Raw genomic sequence first — 13,703 nt, 5'->3', positions numbered from 1 at the left:
TACTGACTGGTGTTTTGTGGCCCCACCTTGCGCCCCTTCCTTCGCACTGGTCCCTACCACGGCCGCCACTACATTACGACGCCCAGCGCCTCATCGGCCTGGGCATCGTCGTAGCCGGGTTGCCAGGCGAAGCGGTGTTCCTTGTCCGGCAGGAACATGACCACGGCCTGCAGGGGCTGCCCCCCGCGATGACGCACCGCCATGCCGAGGTAGTCGTCATGGCAGTCCTCGCGCACCGCGCGGAAGATGACCTTGTACCCGCCATCGAGCACATCGGCATCCTCCACGCCGGTATGGATCTGGTGGCCGCCGGCCAGCAGCTGCGCGCACTCGCTCAGCAGCGCGTGCGCCTTGGAGCGCTGGAGCCCGAACACCATCACTTCCGGCGCGTCATACGTCGCCTGGAAGCCTATGGAATAGGAAAAGCCGGCCTCGCCATCCGGTCCGGGCAGGATGTGCAGGCAATGCCAGCCGTGCGCGCGGATATCGTCGGCCACTTTGCGGTCCTGGGGTCTTTCCGCTGTTGTCATGTGAACGCCTGCCGCTGATCGTGAAGGACAACCGCAGTGTCACACGTGTGGCGCGCGGGCGCGCGGCGTGACCTTTGGCGGTCCCCCAGGCCCCGTGTCCGGGCTACCCTCGGGGATTACCTGTCGGAGAGTCCCATGAAGTTGCGCACCCTGGCCCCGTTGGGCCTGACCGTTGCCATCGCCGCCTCGCTGGCGGCCTGCGGCAAGACCGAAACCGCGCCCGCCGCCACTGCCGATGCGGCCAAGCCGGCCTTCGACCAGTCGCTGATCAAGACGCCGCTGATCTCGCTCAACAGCGCCGACCTGGATACCGCCATCTCGGCCTGTACCGACCTCAATGCCTTCGTCAACCAGAAGTGGCTGAGCGCCAACCCGGTGCCGGGCGACCAGACCACGTGGGGCAGCTTCGAGATCCTGCGCGAGCGCTCGCTGGAAGTGCAGCATGCACTGGTCCAGCAGGCCGCTGCCAGCGAGGCCAAGGCCGGCAGCGTGGAAGCCAAGATCGGTGACATCTGGAAGACCGGCAGCGACGAAGCGAAGATCGATGCCGCCGGACTGGCGCCGCTGCAGCCGCAGCTGGACAAGATCGCCGCGCTGGGCGACACCGCCGCGATCACCCAATACCTGCGCGACAGCCAGGCACAGGGGCAGGGCGTGCTGTTCTCGCTGTTCGCCAATGCGGACTACAAGGACTCGGCCAACGTCATCGCCTATGTCGGTCAGGGCGGCTTGGGGCTGCCGGAAAAGGGCTACTACTTCGATGCATCGCAGGCGAAGATCCGCGATGCCTACGTGGCTTACATCGCCCAGGTGCTGACCCTGTCCGGCGTGGACGCCGCGCAGGCGGCCGACCAGGCCAAGGCCGTGCTGGCCTTCGAAACCCGCCTGGCCAAGGCCTCGCTGTCGCGCATCGAAATGCGTGATCCGTCCAAGCGCTACAACCCGGTCAGTGCCGCCGACGCGGACAAGCTCACCCCGAACTTCAGCTGGACCGCGCTGTTCGACACGCTGAAGGTGCCGGCCGCGCAGAAATTCTCGCTGGCCCAGCCGCAGTTCTTCACCGAAGTGGACAAGATGCTGGCCGATGTCCCGGCCGCCACCTGGCAGGCCTACCTGCGCTTCCACACCATCGACGATGCCGCGCCCTACCTGAGCAGCAACGTGGAAAAGGCCAACTTCGATTTCTACGGCAAGACCCTGCGTGGCCAGCAGGAGATGCAGCCGCGCTGGAAGCGCGTGCTGGATTCGGTCAACAACGGCATGGGCGAAGCGCTCGGCCAGCTGTACGTGGACGCGGTGTTCCCGGCCGAAAGCAAGGAGCAGATGCAGCACCTGGTGGAGAACCTGTCCGAAGCGCTCAAGGCGCGCCTGGAGAAGCTGGAGTGGATGGGCGAAGACACCCGCAAAAAGGCGCTGGAGAAGTGGGCCAGCTTCACCCCGAAGATCGGCTACCCGGACAAGTGGCGTGACTGGTCGGGCCTGCAGACCAACGGCGACAGCTTCCTGGGCAACATGCAGGCCGCGCGTGCGTACAACTACCGTTACATGCTGGACAAGATCGGCAAGCCGGTGGACAAGACCGAGTGGGGCATGACCCCGCAGACCGTCAACGCGTACTACAACGCCACCAAGAACGAGATCGTGTTCCCGGCGGCGATCCTGCAGGCGCCGTTCTTCGATGCGAAGGCCGATCCGGCGCTGAACTACGGCGGCATCGGTGCGGTGATCGGCCACGAGATGATGCACGGCTACGACGATTCGGGCAGCCAGTTCGCCGCCAACGGCAACTTCGACAACTGGTGGACCGACGCGGACCGCAGTGCCTTCACCCAGCGCACCGACCAGCTGGTGGCGCAGTTCGATGGCTACGAAGCGGTGCCGGGCGTCAACGTCAAGGGCAAGCTGACCCTGGGCGAGAACATCGGCGACCTGGGCGGCCTGACCGTCGCCTACGACGCGCTGCAGATGGCGCTGAAGGAAGATCCTTCGAAGAACGTAGCGGTGGACGGCTACACGCAGGACCAGCGCTTCTTCATGAACTGGGCCACGGTGTGGCGCCGCAACTTCACCGATGGCGAGCTGCGCGTACGCCTGAACACCGACCCGCATGCACCGGCGAACTTCCGTGCCAACGGTGCGCCGTCGAACATGCCGTCGTTCGCTGCGGCGTTCGAGTGCAAGGCCGGCCAGCCGATGGTGCGCGCCGACGACAAGCGCGTCGTGATCTGGTGATCATGCGCTGCGGTTGAAGCATGGAAAACCCGGCGCAAGCCGGGTTTTCCTTTTTTGGCGGTGTAGCGCTGTCGCTCCCTTGCCGCTGCGCTCGCCGAGCATGGCTCGGCGCTACCGCGCGGCGCCGGGTAGTGACGACCGCTGGTCGTCAGGCTCCTGCCCTGGTGGGTGACGACCGTTGGTCGTCACGCTGTTGCTCTCTTGCCGCTGCGCTCGCCGAGCATGGCTCGGCGCTACCGTGCGGCGCCGGGTAGTGACGACCGCTGGTCGTCAGGCTCCTGCCCTGGTGGGTGACGACCGTTGGTCGTCACGCTGTTGCTCTCTTGCCGCTGCGCGCGGCGAGCGCCGCGGTGCGCGGGTCAGCCCGGCGCCAGCGTCGTCAACAAGGCCTTGGCCGCATTGAACCGGTCCTCCGGCAGCGGCAGCGGGTGCTTGATGCGCAGCTTGTCCGGGCCGTCCATGCTGTACAGGTTCGACTGCTTCTGGATCAGCTGGATCACCGACATCGGATCGATGTTCGGTTTCGCCTCGAACACGATGCGGCCGCCGGCTTCGCCGAGGTCCAGCTTGCGGATGCCAAGCTCGTTGGCCTGCAGCTTCAGTTCGGCGATCGCGAACAGGTGCTTGGCTGCATCCGGCAACAGGCCGAAGCGGTCGATCATCTCCACCTGCAGCTCGCGCAGTGCCGCACTGTCGCGCGCGCTGGAAATGCGCTTGTACAAGGTCAGCCGGGTATGCACGTCGGGCAGGTAGTCGTTGGGGATCAGCGAGGGCACATGCAGTTCCACTTCGGCCCCACGCGCTTCCTCGCCGGCGTCCAGGTCGGGCAGCTTGCCCAGCCGGATGCTGCGCACGGCGCGTTCCAGCAGTTCGGTGTACAGGCTGAAGCCCACTTCGGCCATCTGGCCGCTCTGGTCTTCGCCCAGCAGTTCGCCGGCACCGCGGATCTCCAGGTCGTGGGTGGCAAGTGTGAAGCCCGCGCCCAGTTCGTCCATCGAGGCGATGGCTTCCAGGCGCTTCTCCGCATCCGGGGTGATCGAGCGGCGGTCCGGCACCACCAGGTAGGCGTACGCACGATGATGCGAACGTCCCACGCGGCCGCGCAGTTGGTGCAGCTGGGCCAGGCCGAAACGGTCGGCGCGGTTGATGATGATCGTGTTGGCGTTGGGGATGTCGATGCCCGATTCGATGATCGTGGTCGACAGCAGCACGTTGAAGCGCTGCTTCTGGAACTCCAGCATCACCCGTTCCAGCTCGCGCTCGGGCATCTGTCCGTGGGCGATGCCGATGCGGGCTTCGGGTACCAGCTCGGACAGCTCGCGCTGCATGCGGCCGATGCTTTCCACGTCGTTGTGCAGGAAGTACAGCTGGCCACCGCGGGCCAGTTCACGCTGGAAGGCTTCGCGCAGCAGCGCATCGTCCCATTGGCTGATGAAGGTCTGCACTGCCAGCCGGTTCGGCGGCGGGGTGGCGATGATCGACAGGTCGCGCAGCCCGGCCATGGCCATGTTGAGCGTTCGCGGAATGGGCGTGGCGGTCAGGGTCAGCAGGTGTACGTTGGCACGCATCGCCTTGAGCGCTTCCTTCTGGCGCACGCCGAAGCGCTGCTCCTCGTCGACCACGACCAGGCCGAGGTCCTTGAACTTCACGTCCGGCTGCAGCAGCCGGTGGGTACCGATGATGACGTCGATGGTGCCGTCGGCGACCTTTTCCAGCTCGGCCTTGATCTCCTTGGTGGACTTGAAGCGCGACAGCACTTCCACCTTCATCGGGTAATCGGCGAAGCGGTCGCGGAAGTTGCGGTAATGCTGTTCGGCCAGCAGCGTGGTCGGCACCAGCACGGCGACCTGCTTGCCGGCGCTGGCCGCGGCGAACGCCGCCCGAACGGCCACTTCGGTCTTGCCGAAGCCGACGTCACCACAGACCACGCGGTCCATCGGCTGGCTGCTGGCAAGGTCGCGCAGGGTCGCGTCGATGGCGGCCAGCTGGTCCTGGGTTTCCTCGAACGGGAAGCCGGCGGCGAACGGTTCGTACATCGCACGGTCCACATCCAGCGCCAGCCCGGCGCGGGCGCGACGGCGCGCCTGGATCTCCAGCAGTTCGGCAGCCACGTCGCGGACTTTCTCGGCCGCCTTGCGCTTGGCCTTGGTCCATTGTTCGCCGCCCAGCGAATGCAGCGGGGCGGTTTCCGCCGATGCGCCGGAATAACGGCTGATCAGGTGCAGCTGGGCCACCGGCACGTACAGCCGGTCGCCCTTGGCATATTCGATTTCCAGGAACTCGCCGGGCATGCCGCCGACGTCCATCGCGATCAGTCCGCGGTAACGGCCTACGCCATGGTCTTCGTGGACGATCGGCGCGCCTTCGGTCAGTTCACCCAGGTCGCGGATGATCGCCTCGGGCTCGCGACCGGCACGGCGCGAGCGCCGCTGGTGCGCTGCGCGTTCGGGGAACAGCTGGCGTTCGGTCAGCACGGCGATGCGCGGATCGTCCAGCGCGAAGCCGTCTTCCAGCGGTGCAACGGTGATCGCGAAACGCTCGCTGCCGGCCAGGAAGGTCGGCAGGTCGGCCACCACCGGCGGGCGCAGGGAGGCGGCCTGCAGGACTTCCAGCAGCGCTTCGCGGCGGCCGGCGGTATCGGAGGCGATCAGCACGCGCCCGGGGTACTGTTCGATGAAGGTGGCCAGTGCCTGGCCCGCGGCGGCATCACGCGCGGCGACCGGCAGCGGCGGCAGCGCGGTGTCGCCCAGTGCGTGGGCCTGGTCGATGCGGGCATGGTCCGGCGACCAGACCTCCACGCGGGGAAGGTCGTTGAGCCGCTCGCGCAGCAGCTCCGGCGACAGGTACAACTGGCCCGGCGGCAGCAGCGGTCGTTCGACGTCGTGCCGGCGCTGTTCGTAGCGCTGGCCGGTCTGCGCCCAGAACGCCGCCGCGGCTTCGCCGACGCCCGCGGCGATGACCGGCAGTACGTCGGCGGAAAAATAATCGAACAGGGTCGCGGTGTGGTCGAAGAACAAGGGCAGGTAGTACTCGATGCCCGCCGGTGCCAGCCGTGATTTCAGGTCCTGGTACAGCGAACTGCGGCGCGTGTCGACATCGAAGCGTTCGCGCAGCGCATCCATCACCCGTGAGATGCTGGCATCGTCCATCGGGACTTCGCGACCGGGCAGCATGTGCACGGCCTGCACCTTTTCCAGCGAACGCTGGGTTTCCGGATCGAAGGCGCGGATGGTATCGATGTCCTCGTCCAGCAGTTCCACGCGCAACGGCTCGCTGGCACCCATCGGGTACACGTCCAGCAGGCCACCGCGCACGGCGAAGTCACCCGGATCCATCACCTGCGGCACGTTGCGGTAGCCGGCACTTTCCAGCCGCCGCTTCTCCGCATCCAGGTCCAGCCGCTGGCCGACTTCCAGATTGAAACTGCCCCCGATCACATACTGTTTCGGTGCCAGCTGCTGCATCAGCGTCTGCACCGGCACCACCACCAGCCCACGCTTCAGCCCGGGCAGGCGATGCAGGGCGGACAGGCGTTGGGAAATGATGTCCGGGTGCGGACTGAAGCGATCGTAGGGCAGGGTTTCCCAGTCCGGGAACGCCACCACCGGCAGCGACGGATCATCGCCGAGCAGCGTGCGCAGATCGGATTCGATCTGGTTGGCACCGTGGTTGTCCGGCGCGACGACCAGCACCGGGCCATCATGTGCCTGCGCCGCACGGGCGAGGTACCAAGCCAGCGCGGTGGGCGAGCTGGGAGCGCGCCACCAGGCGCGGAGCTGGCCCGGACGGGGCAGCGGCGGAAGGGGATAAGGAGAGCGCGACATTGGCCGGGGATTCTACCAGAGCCGCCTGTGCAGGCCCGGACAACACCACGACAAGCAGGGGGGGGCACTGACCCATGCCTGTAATGGGTAGCGCCGAGCCATGCTCGGCGAGCGCAGCGGCCAAGGAACGATCGCCGGGCAGCGCCCGGCGCATCGGCCTCAGTTATCCAGTTCCAGCACCATGCGCACCAGGCCGGGCGTGCCCTGCGGATGCGGCACCGGCTTGAAGCCCAGCGAATCGGCCAGCTGCTTCATCGGCTCGTTTTCTTCGGCGACATCGCCATACAGGCGATCCAGGTACTTGCCACGCGCCCACTTCACCAGCTTGCGCATCAGCTGCCGGCCAAGGCCCTGGCCGATCAGGAAGCGGCTGATCAGGATCGCGTATTCCGCTTCGCGGGTTCCCTGGATGATCGAGGCACGTGCGACCGCACCGACCACCGCTTCACCAGCAGGCAGCGACTCGGCCGCGACCAGGGTGATCTCGGTCTTGGGATTGGGATGGGTCAGCCGCTGGGTGGTTTCCGGCGACAGTTCGGTCACCGCCTGCAGGAAGCGGTCGCGGATTTCTTCCGGGCCGAACAGGCTGAAGGCCGCCTGCAACGGCGGGCCGTCTTCGGGCCGGATGGGACGGATCAGCAGCTCATGGCCGCTGGGGGCCTTGAAGATCTCGTGCCAGGGCGGCATGCGGTTGCGAGTGGCCATACCGGGTAGTTCCTTGGTGGTCCAGCGATTGTGGCATCCCCATGGCTGCATTCCGTGAACGGAAGGTTCACGCGAGGCAGCGGCCGGGATGCCTTATTCGGCGGTCTTCAACCAGTCCAGGCGGGTGCTGGCGCCGGGCTCGCCCAGGTGTTGCTTCAGGGCGGGCAGGGCCGGGCCCACCATGCGGTCGAACTGGAACGGGGCGTTGAGGATCAGCATGCCGCTGCCATTGAGCCGCAGCGGGGATTCATCCGGGCGGATCAACAGTTCGATGGTCATCGCGGATTTGTAGGGCAGGGCGGTGGCCTTGCGCAGGAAATGCAGGATGGTGCGGCGCTGCTTGATCGGGAACCAGACCGCGCAGGTGGCCTGCGGCCAACGCTCATGGGTTTCTTTCAGGGCCGCGAGGATGCGGATGTACTCGGCGTCCTGGCCCTCGTAAGGCGGATCGATCAACACCAGGCCGCGGCCGATCTTGGCGCCGTTTGCCTTCGGTGGCACCAGAGCCCGTATTTTCTCGTAGCCGTCGCCTTCATACACGCCGACCCGTGCATCACCGGCGAACAGCTTCTTCAGCGCGGCGGCTTCTTCGGGCTGCAGCTCGCAGGCGGCCAGGCGGTCCTGCGGGCGCATCGCCCGGGCGGTCAGCAGGGGCGAGCCGGGGTAGGTGATCATCGCCCCGACCGGGTTGTCGGCCTGCACGGCCTTGAGGTAGCGCTCGACCACGTCGGGCAGCTTGGGCTGGGACATCAGCTTCATGACCCCGTCCTCGGCTTCCAGGGTCTTGCGGCTTTCTTCGCTGGCCAGCAGGTAGCGGCCGCGGCCGGCATGGGTGTCCAGCACGAAGAACGGGCTGTCCTTGCGCTTGAAGCTGTCGATCAGGGCCAGTTGCACGATGTGCTTGAGGACATCGGCATGGTTGCCGGCATGGAAGGCGTGGCGGTAGTTCATGGGGCGCAGTGTACGGGTCGGCAGGCGCAGCGGCTATCGCAGCGGCTATGCTGCCGCCCATGACAGAACCCGTTGCCCGCGTGCTGGTGGTCGAAGACGAGGCCGCCATCGCTGAAACCGTCTTGTATGCCCTGCGCAGCGAAGGCTTCGCGGCCAGCCATTGCCTGCTCGGCGGGCAGGCCCTGCAGCAGCTGCAGGAGGGCGCGTTCGATCTGGTGATGCTGGATGTGGGACTGCCCGACCTGGGCGGATTCGAGGTCTGCCGACGCCTGCGCGCGCTGCCGGGCGCGGTGGGACAGCTGCCGGTGATCTTCCTGACCGCGCGCAACGATGAGGTCGACCGGGTGATGGGGCTGGAGCTGGGCGCCGATGACTACGTCACCAAGCCGTTTTCGCCGCGCGAACTGGTGGCGCGCGTGCGTGCCCGACTGCGCCGCAGCGGCGTGGCGGGGACCGCGTCCGATGGCCGCTGGCAGCAGCAGGGTACGTTCCATATCGACCGGCAGGGCCGCCGCATCCGCTATGGCGAGCAGCTGCTTGACCTGACGCGCTACGAGTACGCGCTGCTGGCGGCGCTGCTGCAGCGACCCGGCGCCATTCTCAGCCGCGCCCAGCTGATGGACCGCGGCTGGGATGCCAGCGCCGACAGCGCCGACCGCACCGTGGACACCCACATCAAGACGCTGCGCGCCAAGCTGCGCGGTGCCGGGGCCACCGATGATCCGATCCGCACCCATCGCGGCGTCGGCTACGCGCTGGAGGCCTGAGCATGCGGCTGGGGCTGAAACTGTTCCTGGGCTTTTTCCTGATCGTCGGCCTGGCTGCGTTCTTCGTGATGCGCGTGTTCGTGGAGGAAGTGAAGCCAGGAGTGCGCCAGGCGATGGAGTCCACCCTGGTGGATGCAGCCAACGTGCTCGCCGAACTGGCGGCGCCCGAACTCAAGGCCGGTACGCTGGCCCGCGGTGGCTTCACCTCCAGCCTGGCCCGCGCGCAACGCCGCGACCCGAAGGCGATGGTCTGGCGCTTTCCCAAGCGCGCGCTGGACTACCGGGTGACCATCACCGATGCCAAGGGCATCGTGTTGTACGACTCGCTGGGCCGTGACGTCGGCCGCGACAACTCGCGCTGGAATGATGTCCATCGCACCCTGCGTGGCGAGTACGGCGCGCGGTCCAGTCCGGAGGTGCCCGGCGATGCCACCCACACGGTGATGCACGTGGCGGCGCCGGTGTACGACCCGGCCGATGGCCGCACGCTGATCGGCGTGCTGTCGCTGTCGCAGCCCAACCGAAGCATCGATCCTTTCATCACCGCCAGCCAGCGCCAGATCATGCTGCGCGGTGCGTGGCTGATCGGCCTGTCGGCGCTGATCGGGATCCTGATGACGGCGTGGTTGATGACCGGTGTGCGGCGGCTCAACCGCTATGCGCAGGCGGTCAGTGCCGGTGAGCCGGTGGCCCCGCCGAAGCCGCGGGGCGATGAGATCGGCGACCTCGGCCGCGCGCTGGAAACCATGCGCCGGAAGCTGGAAGGCAAGGCGTACGTGGAGCAGTACGTGCAGTCGCTGACCCATGAAATGAAAAGCCCGCTGGCGGCGATCCGCGGCGCGGCCGAGTTGTTGCAGGAGCCGATGCCGGCCGAAGACCGCGAGCGCTTCGCGCGCAGCATCGTCGACCAGCAACAGCGGCTGACCCAGACCATCGACAAGCTGCTGGCCCTGGCCGAGGTGGAACAGCACGGCTGGCTGCAGTCACGTGACACGTTGTCCGTGGCCACGCTGTTCGCCGCGGTGGTGCAGGGTGCGCAGCTGCGCGCGCAGGCCGCCGGCGTGCAGGTGCAGGTGCAGCCTCCCGGCACGATGGCGCTGCAGGGCGATGGCTACCTGCTGCGCCAGGCGCTCGGCAACCTGCTGGACAACGCGATCGATTTCTCGCCGGCCGGCAGCAGCATCCAGCTGATCGCTGCGGTGCAGGCCGGCGGCATCGCGCTGCAGGTCGTCGACCAGGGGGCCGGCATCCCGGAGTTCGCTCGCGAGCGCGTGTTTGAACGCTTCTATTCGCTGGCACGCCCAGCGACCGGCGCACGAAGCTCCGGTCTGGGGCTGCCGTTCGTCAGCGAGGTGGCACGCCTGCATGGCGGACACGCCAGCGTGGAAGCGGGGACACCCGGCGGCACCCGCGCGGTACTGTGGCTGCCGCGCTAGCGGCCACTTCACATTCGCTTCAAACTCAGCTCAAACCCCGCACACCCGCGGTGTCCATCCTGCAGGCCTCTCCAACGAGGATGGACCATGAAATCCCTGCACCTGTTCCTGCGCTTCGCCATTGTCGGCGGGCTGATCCTGCTGTTGCTGGTTCCGCTGCTGCTGATCCGCGGTGTGATCACCGACCGCAGCGAGTACCGCGAAGAGGCGTTCCGCCGGGTGGCCGAAAGCCGCGCCGGCACCCAGCAGCTGGTCGGCCCGGTGCGCGTGGTGCCGTGGATCGAACGCACCACGGTGGTGGTGGTCGACAAGGCGGGCAAGAGCAGCAACGAGGTGCGGATCACCCAGGGCCACTGGCTGCAGATGCCCCGCCAGTTGAGCGTGGATGGACGGCTGGCGCCGGACCTGCGCTCGGTCGGCCTGTTCAAGGTGCCGGTGTACAGCTGGCAGGGGCACATCGCGGCCGACTTCGCTGCCGATGACTACCCGGTGAAGGAGGGGCGCAGCTATGGCACGCCTTACCTGGCCATCGGCCTGAGTGATGTGCGCGGCCTGGTCGGTACGCCGGACCTGCGGGTCAACGGTGCGCCGTTGCGGCTGCAGCCGGGCGTCGGCATGGCCGACGCGCTGGGGCGTGGCCTGCACGCCGAGGTAGCCGGGTTTGACGATGCACGCGGTGGCACGCTGGCCGCCAGCCGGATCGAGCTGGACCTGCAGGTGGATGGCAGCCGCTCGCTGGCGGTGGTGCCGGTGGGCGATGACAACCAGATCGCGCTGCGTTCGCGCTGGCCGCACCCCTCGTTCGCCGGTGCGTTCCTGCCCAATGAACGCCGCGTCGATGCGCAGGGCTTCGAGGCGCGCTGGACCGTGTCTTCGCTGGCGTCCGATTCCCAGCGCCAGCTGCGTGCAGGTGATCCGTCGACGCAGGCGGTGGAGGTCTCGCTGGTGGATCCGGTGGACGTGTACACCCAGGCCGACCGCGCTTCCAAGTACGGCGTGCTGTTCGTGCTGCTCACCTTCGTCGGCTTCCTGCTGTTCGAACTGATCCGCCAGCTGCGTATCCATCCGCTGCAGTACCTGATGGTCGGCCTGGCGCTGGCGATCTTCTTCCTGCTGCTGATCAGCCTGTCCGAACATATCGCCTTCTGGCAGGCCTACGTGATATCGGCGCTGGCCTGCATCGGCCTGCAGGCGGTCTACCTGGCCAACGTGCTGGGCCACTGGAAGCGCGGTGCGGGCTTCGCGCTGATGCTGACGGTGCTGTACGGCGCGCTGTATGGCCTGCTGGTGTCGGAGAACAACGCGCTGCTGATGGGCTCGCTGCTGCTGTTCGGCATCCTCGCGCTGGTGATGTGGGTGACCCGCCGCGTGGACTGGTATGCGCTGGGCATGGGCACGCCGCCCGCGCTGCCCACGGACGGCCAGCCGCGCACCCTGGGCTGATCCTTTCCGGCCCGCATGCCAAGGCGCCACATTCCCGATCGGAATGTGGCGCTGCTGCGTTGTGTGACCTTAGGCATCTGTCGCGCGCGGCCCTTCGCCCTACACTCGGGGATTGATCTGTGACGGCGCGAGCCGGGGGCTGGACGATGGGGAAGTGGGGTGTGCTGGCAATCGCGCTGGCGTTGAGCAATCCGGCCGTGGCGCAGCGCGCCGAGCCGGTCGACCTGGACATGGTCAGCAAGATCCGCCAGGAAGCGTTCCATCGCTCGCAGGTGATGGATACCTTCAGCCATCTCACCGAAAGCATCGGCCCTCGGCTGACCAATTCGCCGGCAATGGCCCAGGCCAACGCCTGGACGCGCGGCAAGTTCAACGCGTGGGGCCTGGTCAACGTGCACGATGAAGCGTTCGAGGACTTCGGGCGCGGCTGGGAGTTCACTTCGGCATCGGTGTTGATGCTGGGCAGCGGTGCGCAGGGGAATCGGATGCAGCCGCTGCACGCGCTGCCCAAGGCCTGGACCCCGGGCACCAACGGCCCGGTGGAGGGCGAGCTGGTGCAGGTGGACATCAAGAAGCTGGCCGACCTGGAAAAGTACAAGGGCAAGCTGCGCGGCAAGATCCTGCTGCTGGGCGAAGCGCGCGAATACAAGCGCGGCACCGAGCCGGATTCGCACCGCCACGATGCGACCTCGCTGGAAGGCCTGCAGGAATTCACCGTGCCGAAGAACGCGGCGGCCGACAAGGAAAAGCGGGTCAAGGAATATACCGAGCGCCAGGAGCTGGCCAAGGCGGTCAATGCCTTCTTCGTGGAAGAGGGCGCACTGGCGGCGATCAGCATCAGCGGCTGGGACAACGGCATCATCCGGGTGGCCGGTGGCGGTTCGCGCAAGGCGGGTGAATCGGCTGGCATCCCGGAGCTGGCGATGATCTCCGAGCACTTCAATCCGCTGGTGCGCGCGCTGCTGGCCAAGCAGCCAGTGAAGCTGCGCGTGGACGTTGCCGCACGCTTCACCGATGACAGCAACCAGCCCGGCTACAACACGCTGGCCGAGATCCGCGGCAGCGGCAAGGCCGATGAAGTGGTGATGCTCGGCGCGCACATGGACTCCTGGCATACCGGGACCGGCGCAGCCGACAACGCCGCCGGCGTGGCGGTGATGATGGAGGCCATGCGCATCCTGAAAGCGGTGGGGGCCAAGCCCAAGCGCACCATCCGGGTCGCGCTGTGGAGCGGCGAGGAGCAGGGGTTGATCGGCTCGCAGGCGTACGTGGCCAAGCACTTCGCGCAGTTCCCCGAGCCCACCGATGCGGCGCAGAAGGCCTTGCCGGCGTCGCTGCGCGAGCCGACCGGTGCACTGGTCAAGCGCCGCGATTACGAGAAGTTCTCGGTGTACTTCAACATGGACAACGGCTCGGGACGTTTCCGTGGCATCTACGCCCAGGAAAACCTGGCGGCGATGCCGGTGTTCGAGGCCTGGCTGAAGCCGTTCAACGATGTCGGCGCGACCACCGTGGCGACCCGCAACACCGGTTCCACCGACCACATCAGCTTCGACCGCGTCGGGCTGCCGGGCTTCCAGTTCATCCAGGACAAGCTGGACTACTTCAGCAACGTCCACCACAGCCACCTGGACACCTGGGACCACGCCGAACCGGGAGACCTGAAGCAGGCCGCCGCGATCGTGGCCTCGTTCGTCTATAACGCCGCCACGCGCGAGGACCTGTTCCCGCGCAAGGCGCAAAAAGGGGACGGAGGGGATTAAGTCGTAAACGGCACGGGTCCGGCATGAAGGGTGGGGGGGATCGCGACTTAAT

General features: G+C 67.1%; 9 protein-coding genes. 5 read left to right on the top strand and 4 right to left on the bottom strand.

The genetic code is table 11. The features are described 5' to 3' along the window. Window positions 1-68: 68 nt before the first annotated feature. Window positions 69-497, bottom strand: a complete 429-nt coding sequence (locus ABE522_RS09850; protein WP_346591532.1) for a DUF4262 domain-containing protein — start codon at window positions 495-497, stop codon at window positions 69-71. A gap of 168 nt (window positions 498-665) precedes the next feature. Between ABE522_RS09850 and ABE522_RS09845 the strand changes: the two genes are divergently transcribed. Then, window positions 666-2,762, top strand: a complete 2,097-nt coding sequence (locus ABE522_RS09845; protein WP_346591531.1) for a M13 family metallopeptidase — start codon at window positions 666-668, stop codon at window positions 2,760-2,762. A gap of 359 nt (window positions 2,763-3,121) precedes the next feature. Here the strand turns inward: ABE522_RS09845 and mfd are convergent, their stop codons facing one another. The 3 genes from mfd to ABE522_RS09830 all read right to left on the bottom strand — a co-directional run bounded on the left by mfd (window position 3,122) and on the right by ABE522_RS09830 (window position 8,242). Beyond that, window positions 3,122-6,586, bottom strand: a complete 3,465-nt coding sequence (gene mfd, locus ABE522_RS09840; protein ID WP_346591530.1) for a transcription-repair coupling factor — start codon at window positions 6,584-6,586, stop codon at window positions 3,122-3,124. A 159-nt stretch (window positions 6,587-6,745) separates the two neighbouring features. Further along, window positions 6,746-7,291 carry a GNAT family N-acetyltransferase gene (locus ABE522_RS09835; RefSeq protein ID WP_101098371.1) on the bottom strand — a complete coding sequence of 182 codons (546 nt, stop codon included), beginning with the start codon at window positions 7,289-7,291 and terminating at the stop codon, window positions 6,746-6,748. Window positions 7,292-7,384: 93 nt separating this feature from the next. Beyond that, window positions 7,385-8,242 carry a 23S rRNA (adenine(2030)-N(6))-methyltransferase RlmJ gene (locus tag ABE522_RS09830; protein ID WP_346591529.1) on the bottom strand — a complete coding sequence of 286 codons (858 nt, stop codon included), beginning with the start codon at window positions 8,240-8,242 and terminating at the stop codon, window positions 7,385-7,387. A gap of 47 nt (window positions 8,243-8,289) precedes the next feature. Between ABE522_RS09830 and creB the strand changes: the two genes are divergently transcribed. From creB to ABE522_RS09810, 4 genes are all read left to right on the top strand, one after another. Beyond that, complete coding sequence (creB, locus tag ABE522_RS09825) at window positions 8,290-9,009, top strand: two-component system response regulator CreB (RefSeq protein ID WP_191771053.1); 720 nt, start codon at window positions 8,290-8,292, stop codon at window positions 9,007-9,009. 2 nt (window positions 9,010-9,011) lie between these two features. Then, complete coding sequence (gene creC / locus ABE522_RS09820) at window positions 9,012-10,445, top strand: two-component system sensor histidine kinase CreC (RefSeq protein WP_346591528.1); 1,434 nt, start codon at window positions 9,012-9,014, stop codon at window positions 10,443-10,445. 87 nt (window positions 10,446-10,532) lie between these two features. Beyond that, a complete protein-coding gene (gene creD / locus ABE522_RS09815) occupies window positions 10,533-11,888 on the top strand; it encodes a cell envelope integrity protein CreD (RefSeq protein WP_346591527.1) in 1,356 nt (451 codons plus the stop codon). Between the two features lie 146 nt (window positions 11,889-12,034). Further along, window positions 12,035-13,651, top strand: a complete 1,617-nt coding sequence (locus ABE522_RS09810; RefSeq protein ID WP_346591526.1) for a M20/M25/M40 family metallo-hydrolase — start codon at window positions 12,035-12,037, stop codon at window positions 13,649-13,651. The last annotated feature ends 52 nt before the right edge of the window (window positions 13,652-13,703 follow it).

Source organism: Stenotrophomonas lacuserhaii, assembly GCF_039674585.1.
Taxonomy (GTDB): Bacteria; Pseudomonadota; Gammaproteobacteria; order Xanthomonadales; family Xanthomonadaceae; genus Stenotrophomonas; species Stenotrophomonas pennii_A.
This window is presented reverse-complemented; position numbering and strand designations above follow the sequence as displayed.

Coding starts and splice junctions, on each gene's coding strand:
- ABE522_RS09845 (WP_346591531.1), top strand. CDS start 666: ATGAAGTTGCGCACCCTGGCCCCGTTGGGCCTGACCGTTGCCATCGCC.
- mfd (WP_346591530.1), bottom strand. CDS start 6,586: ATGTCGCGCTCTCCTTATCCCCTTCCGCCGCTGCCCCGTCCGGGCCAG.
- ABE522_RS09835 (WP_101098371.1), bottom strand. CDS start 7,291: ATGGCCACTCGCAACCGCATGCCGCCCTGGCACGAGATCTTCAAGGCC.
- ABE522_RS09830 (WP_346591529.1), bottom strand. CDS start 8,242: ATGAACTACCGCCACGCCTTCCATGCCGGCAACCATGCCGATGTCCTC.
- creB (WP_191771053.1), top strand. CDS start 8,290: ATGCTGCCGCCCATGACAGAACCCGTTGCCCGCGTGCTGGTGGTCGAA.
- creC (WP_346591528.1), top strand. CDS start 9,012: ATGCGGCTGGGGCTGAAACTGTTCCTGGGCTTTTTCCTGATCGTCGGC.
- creD (WP_346591527.1), top strand. CDS start 10,533: ATGAAATCCCTGCACCTGTTCCTGCGCTTCGCCATTGTCGGCGGGCTG.
- ABE522_RS09810 (WP_346591526.1), top strand. CDS start 12,035: ATGGGGAAGTGGGGTGTGCTGGCAATCGCGCTGGCGTTGAGCAATCCG.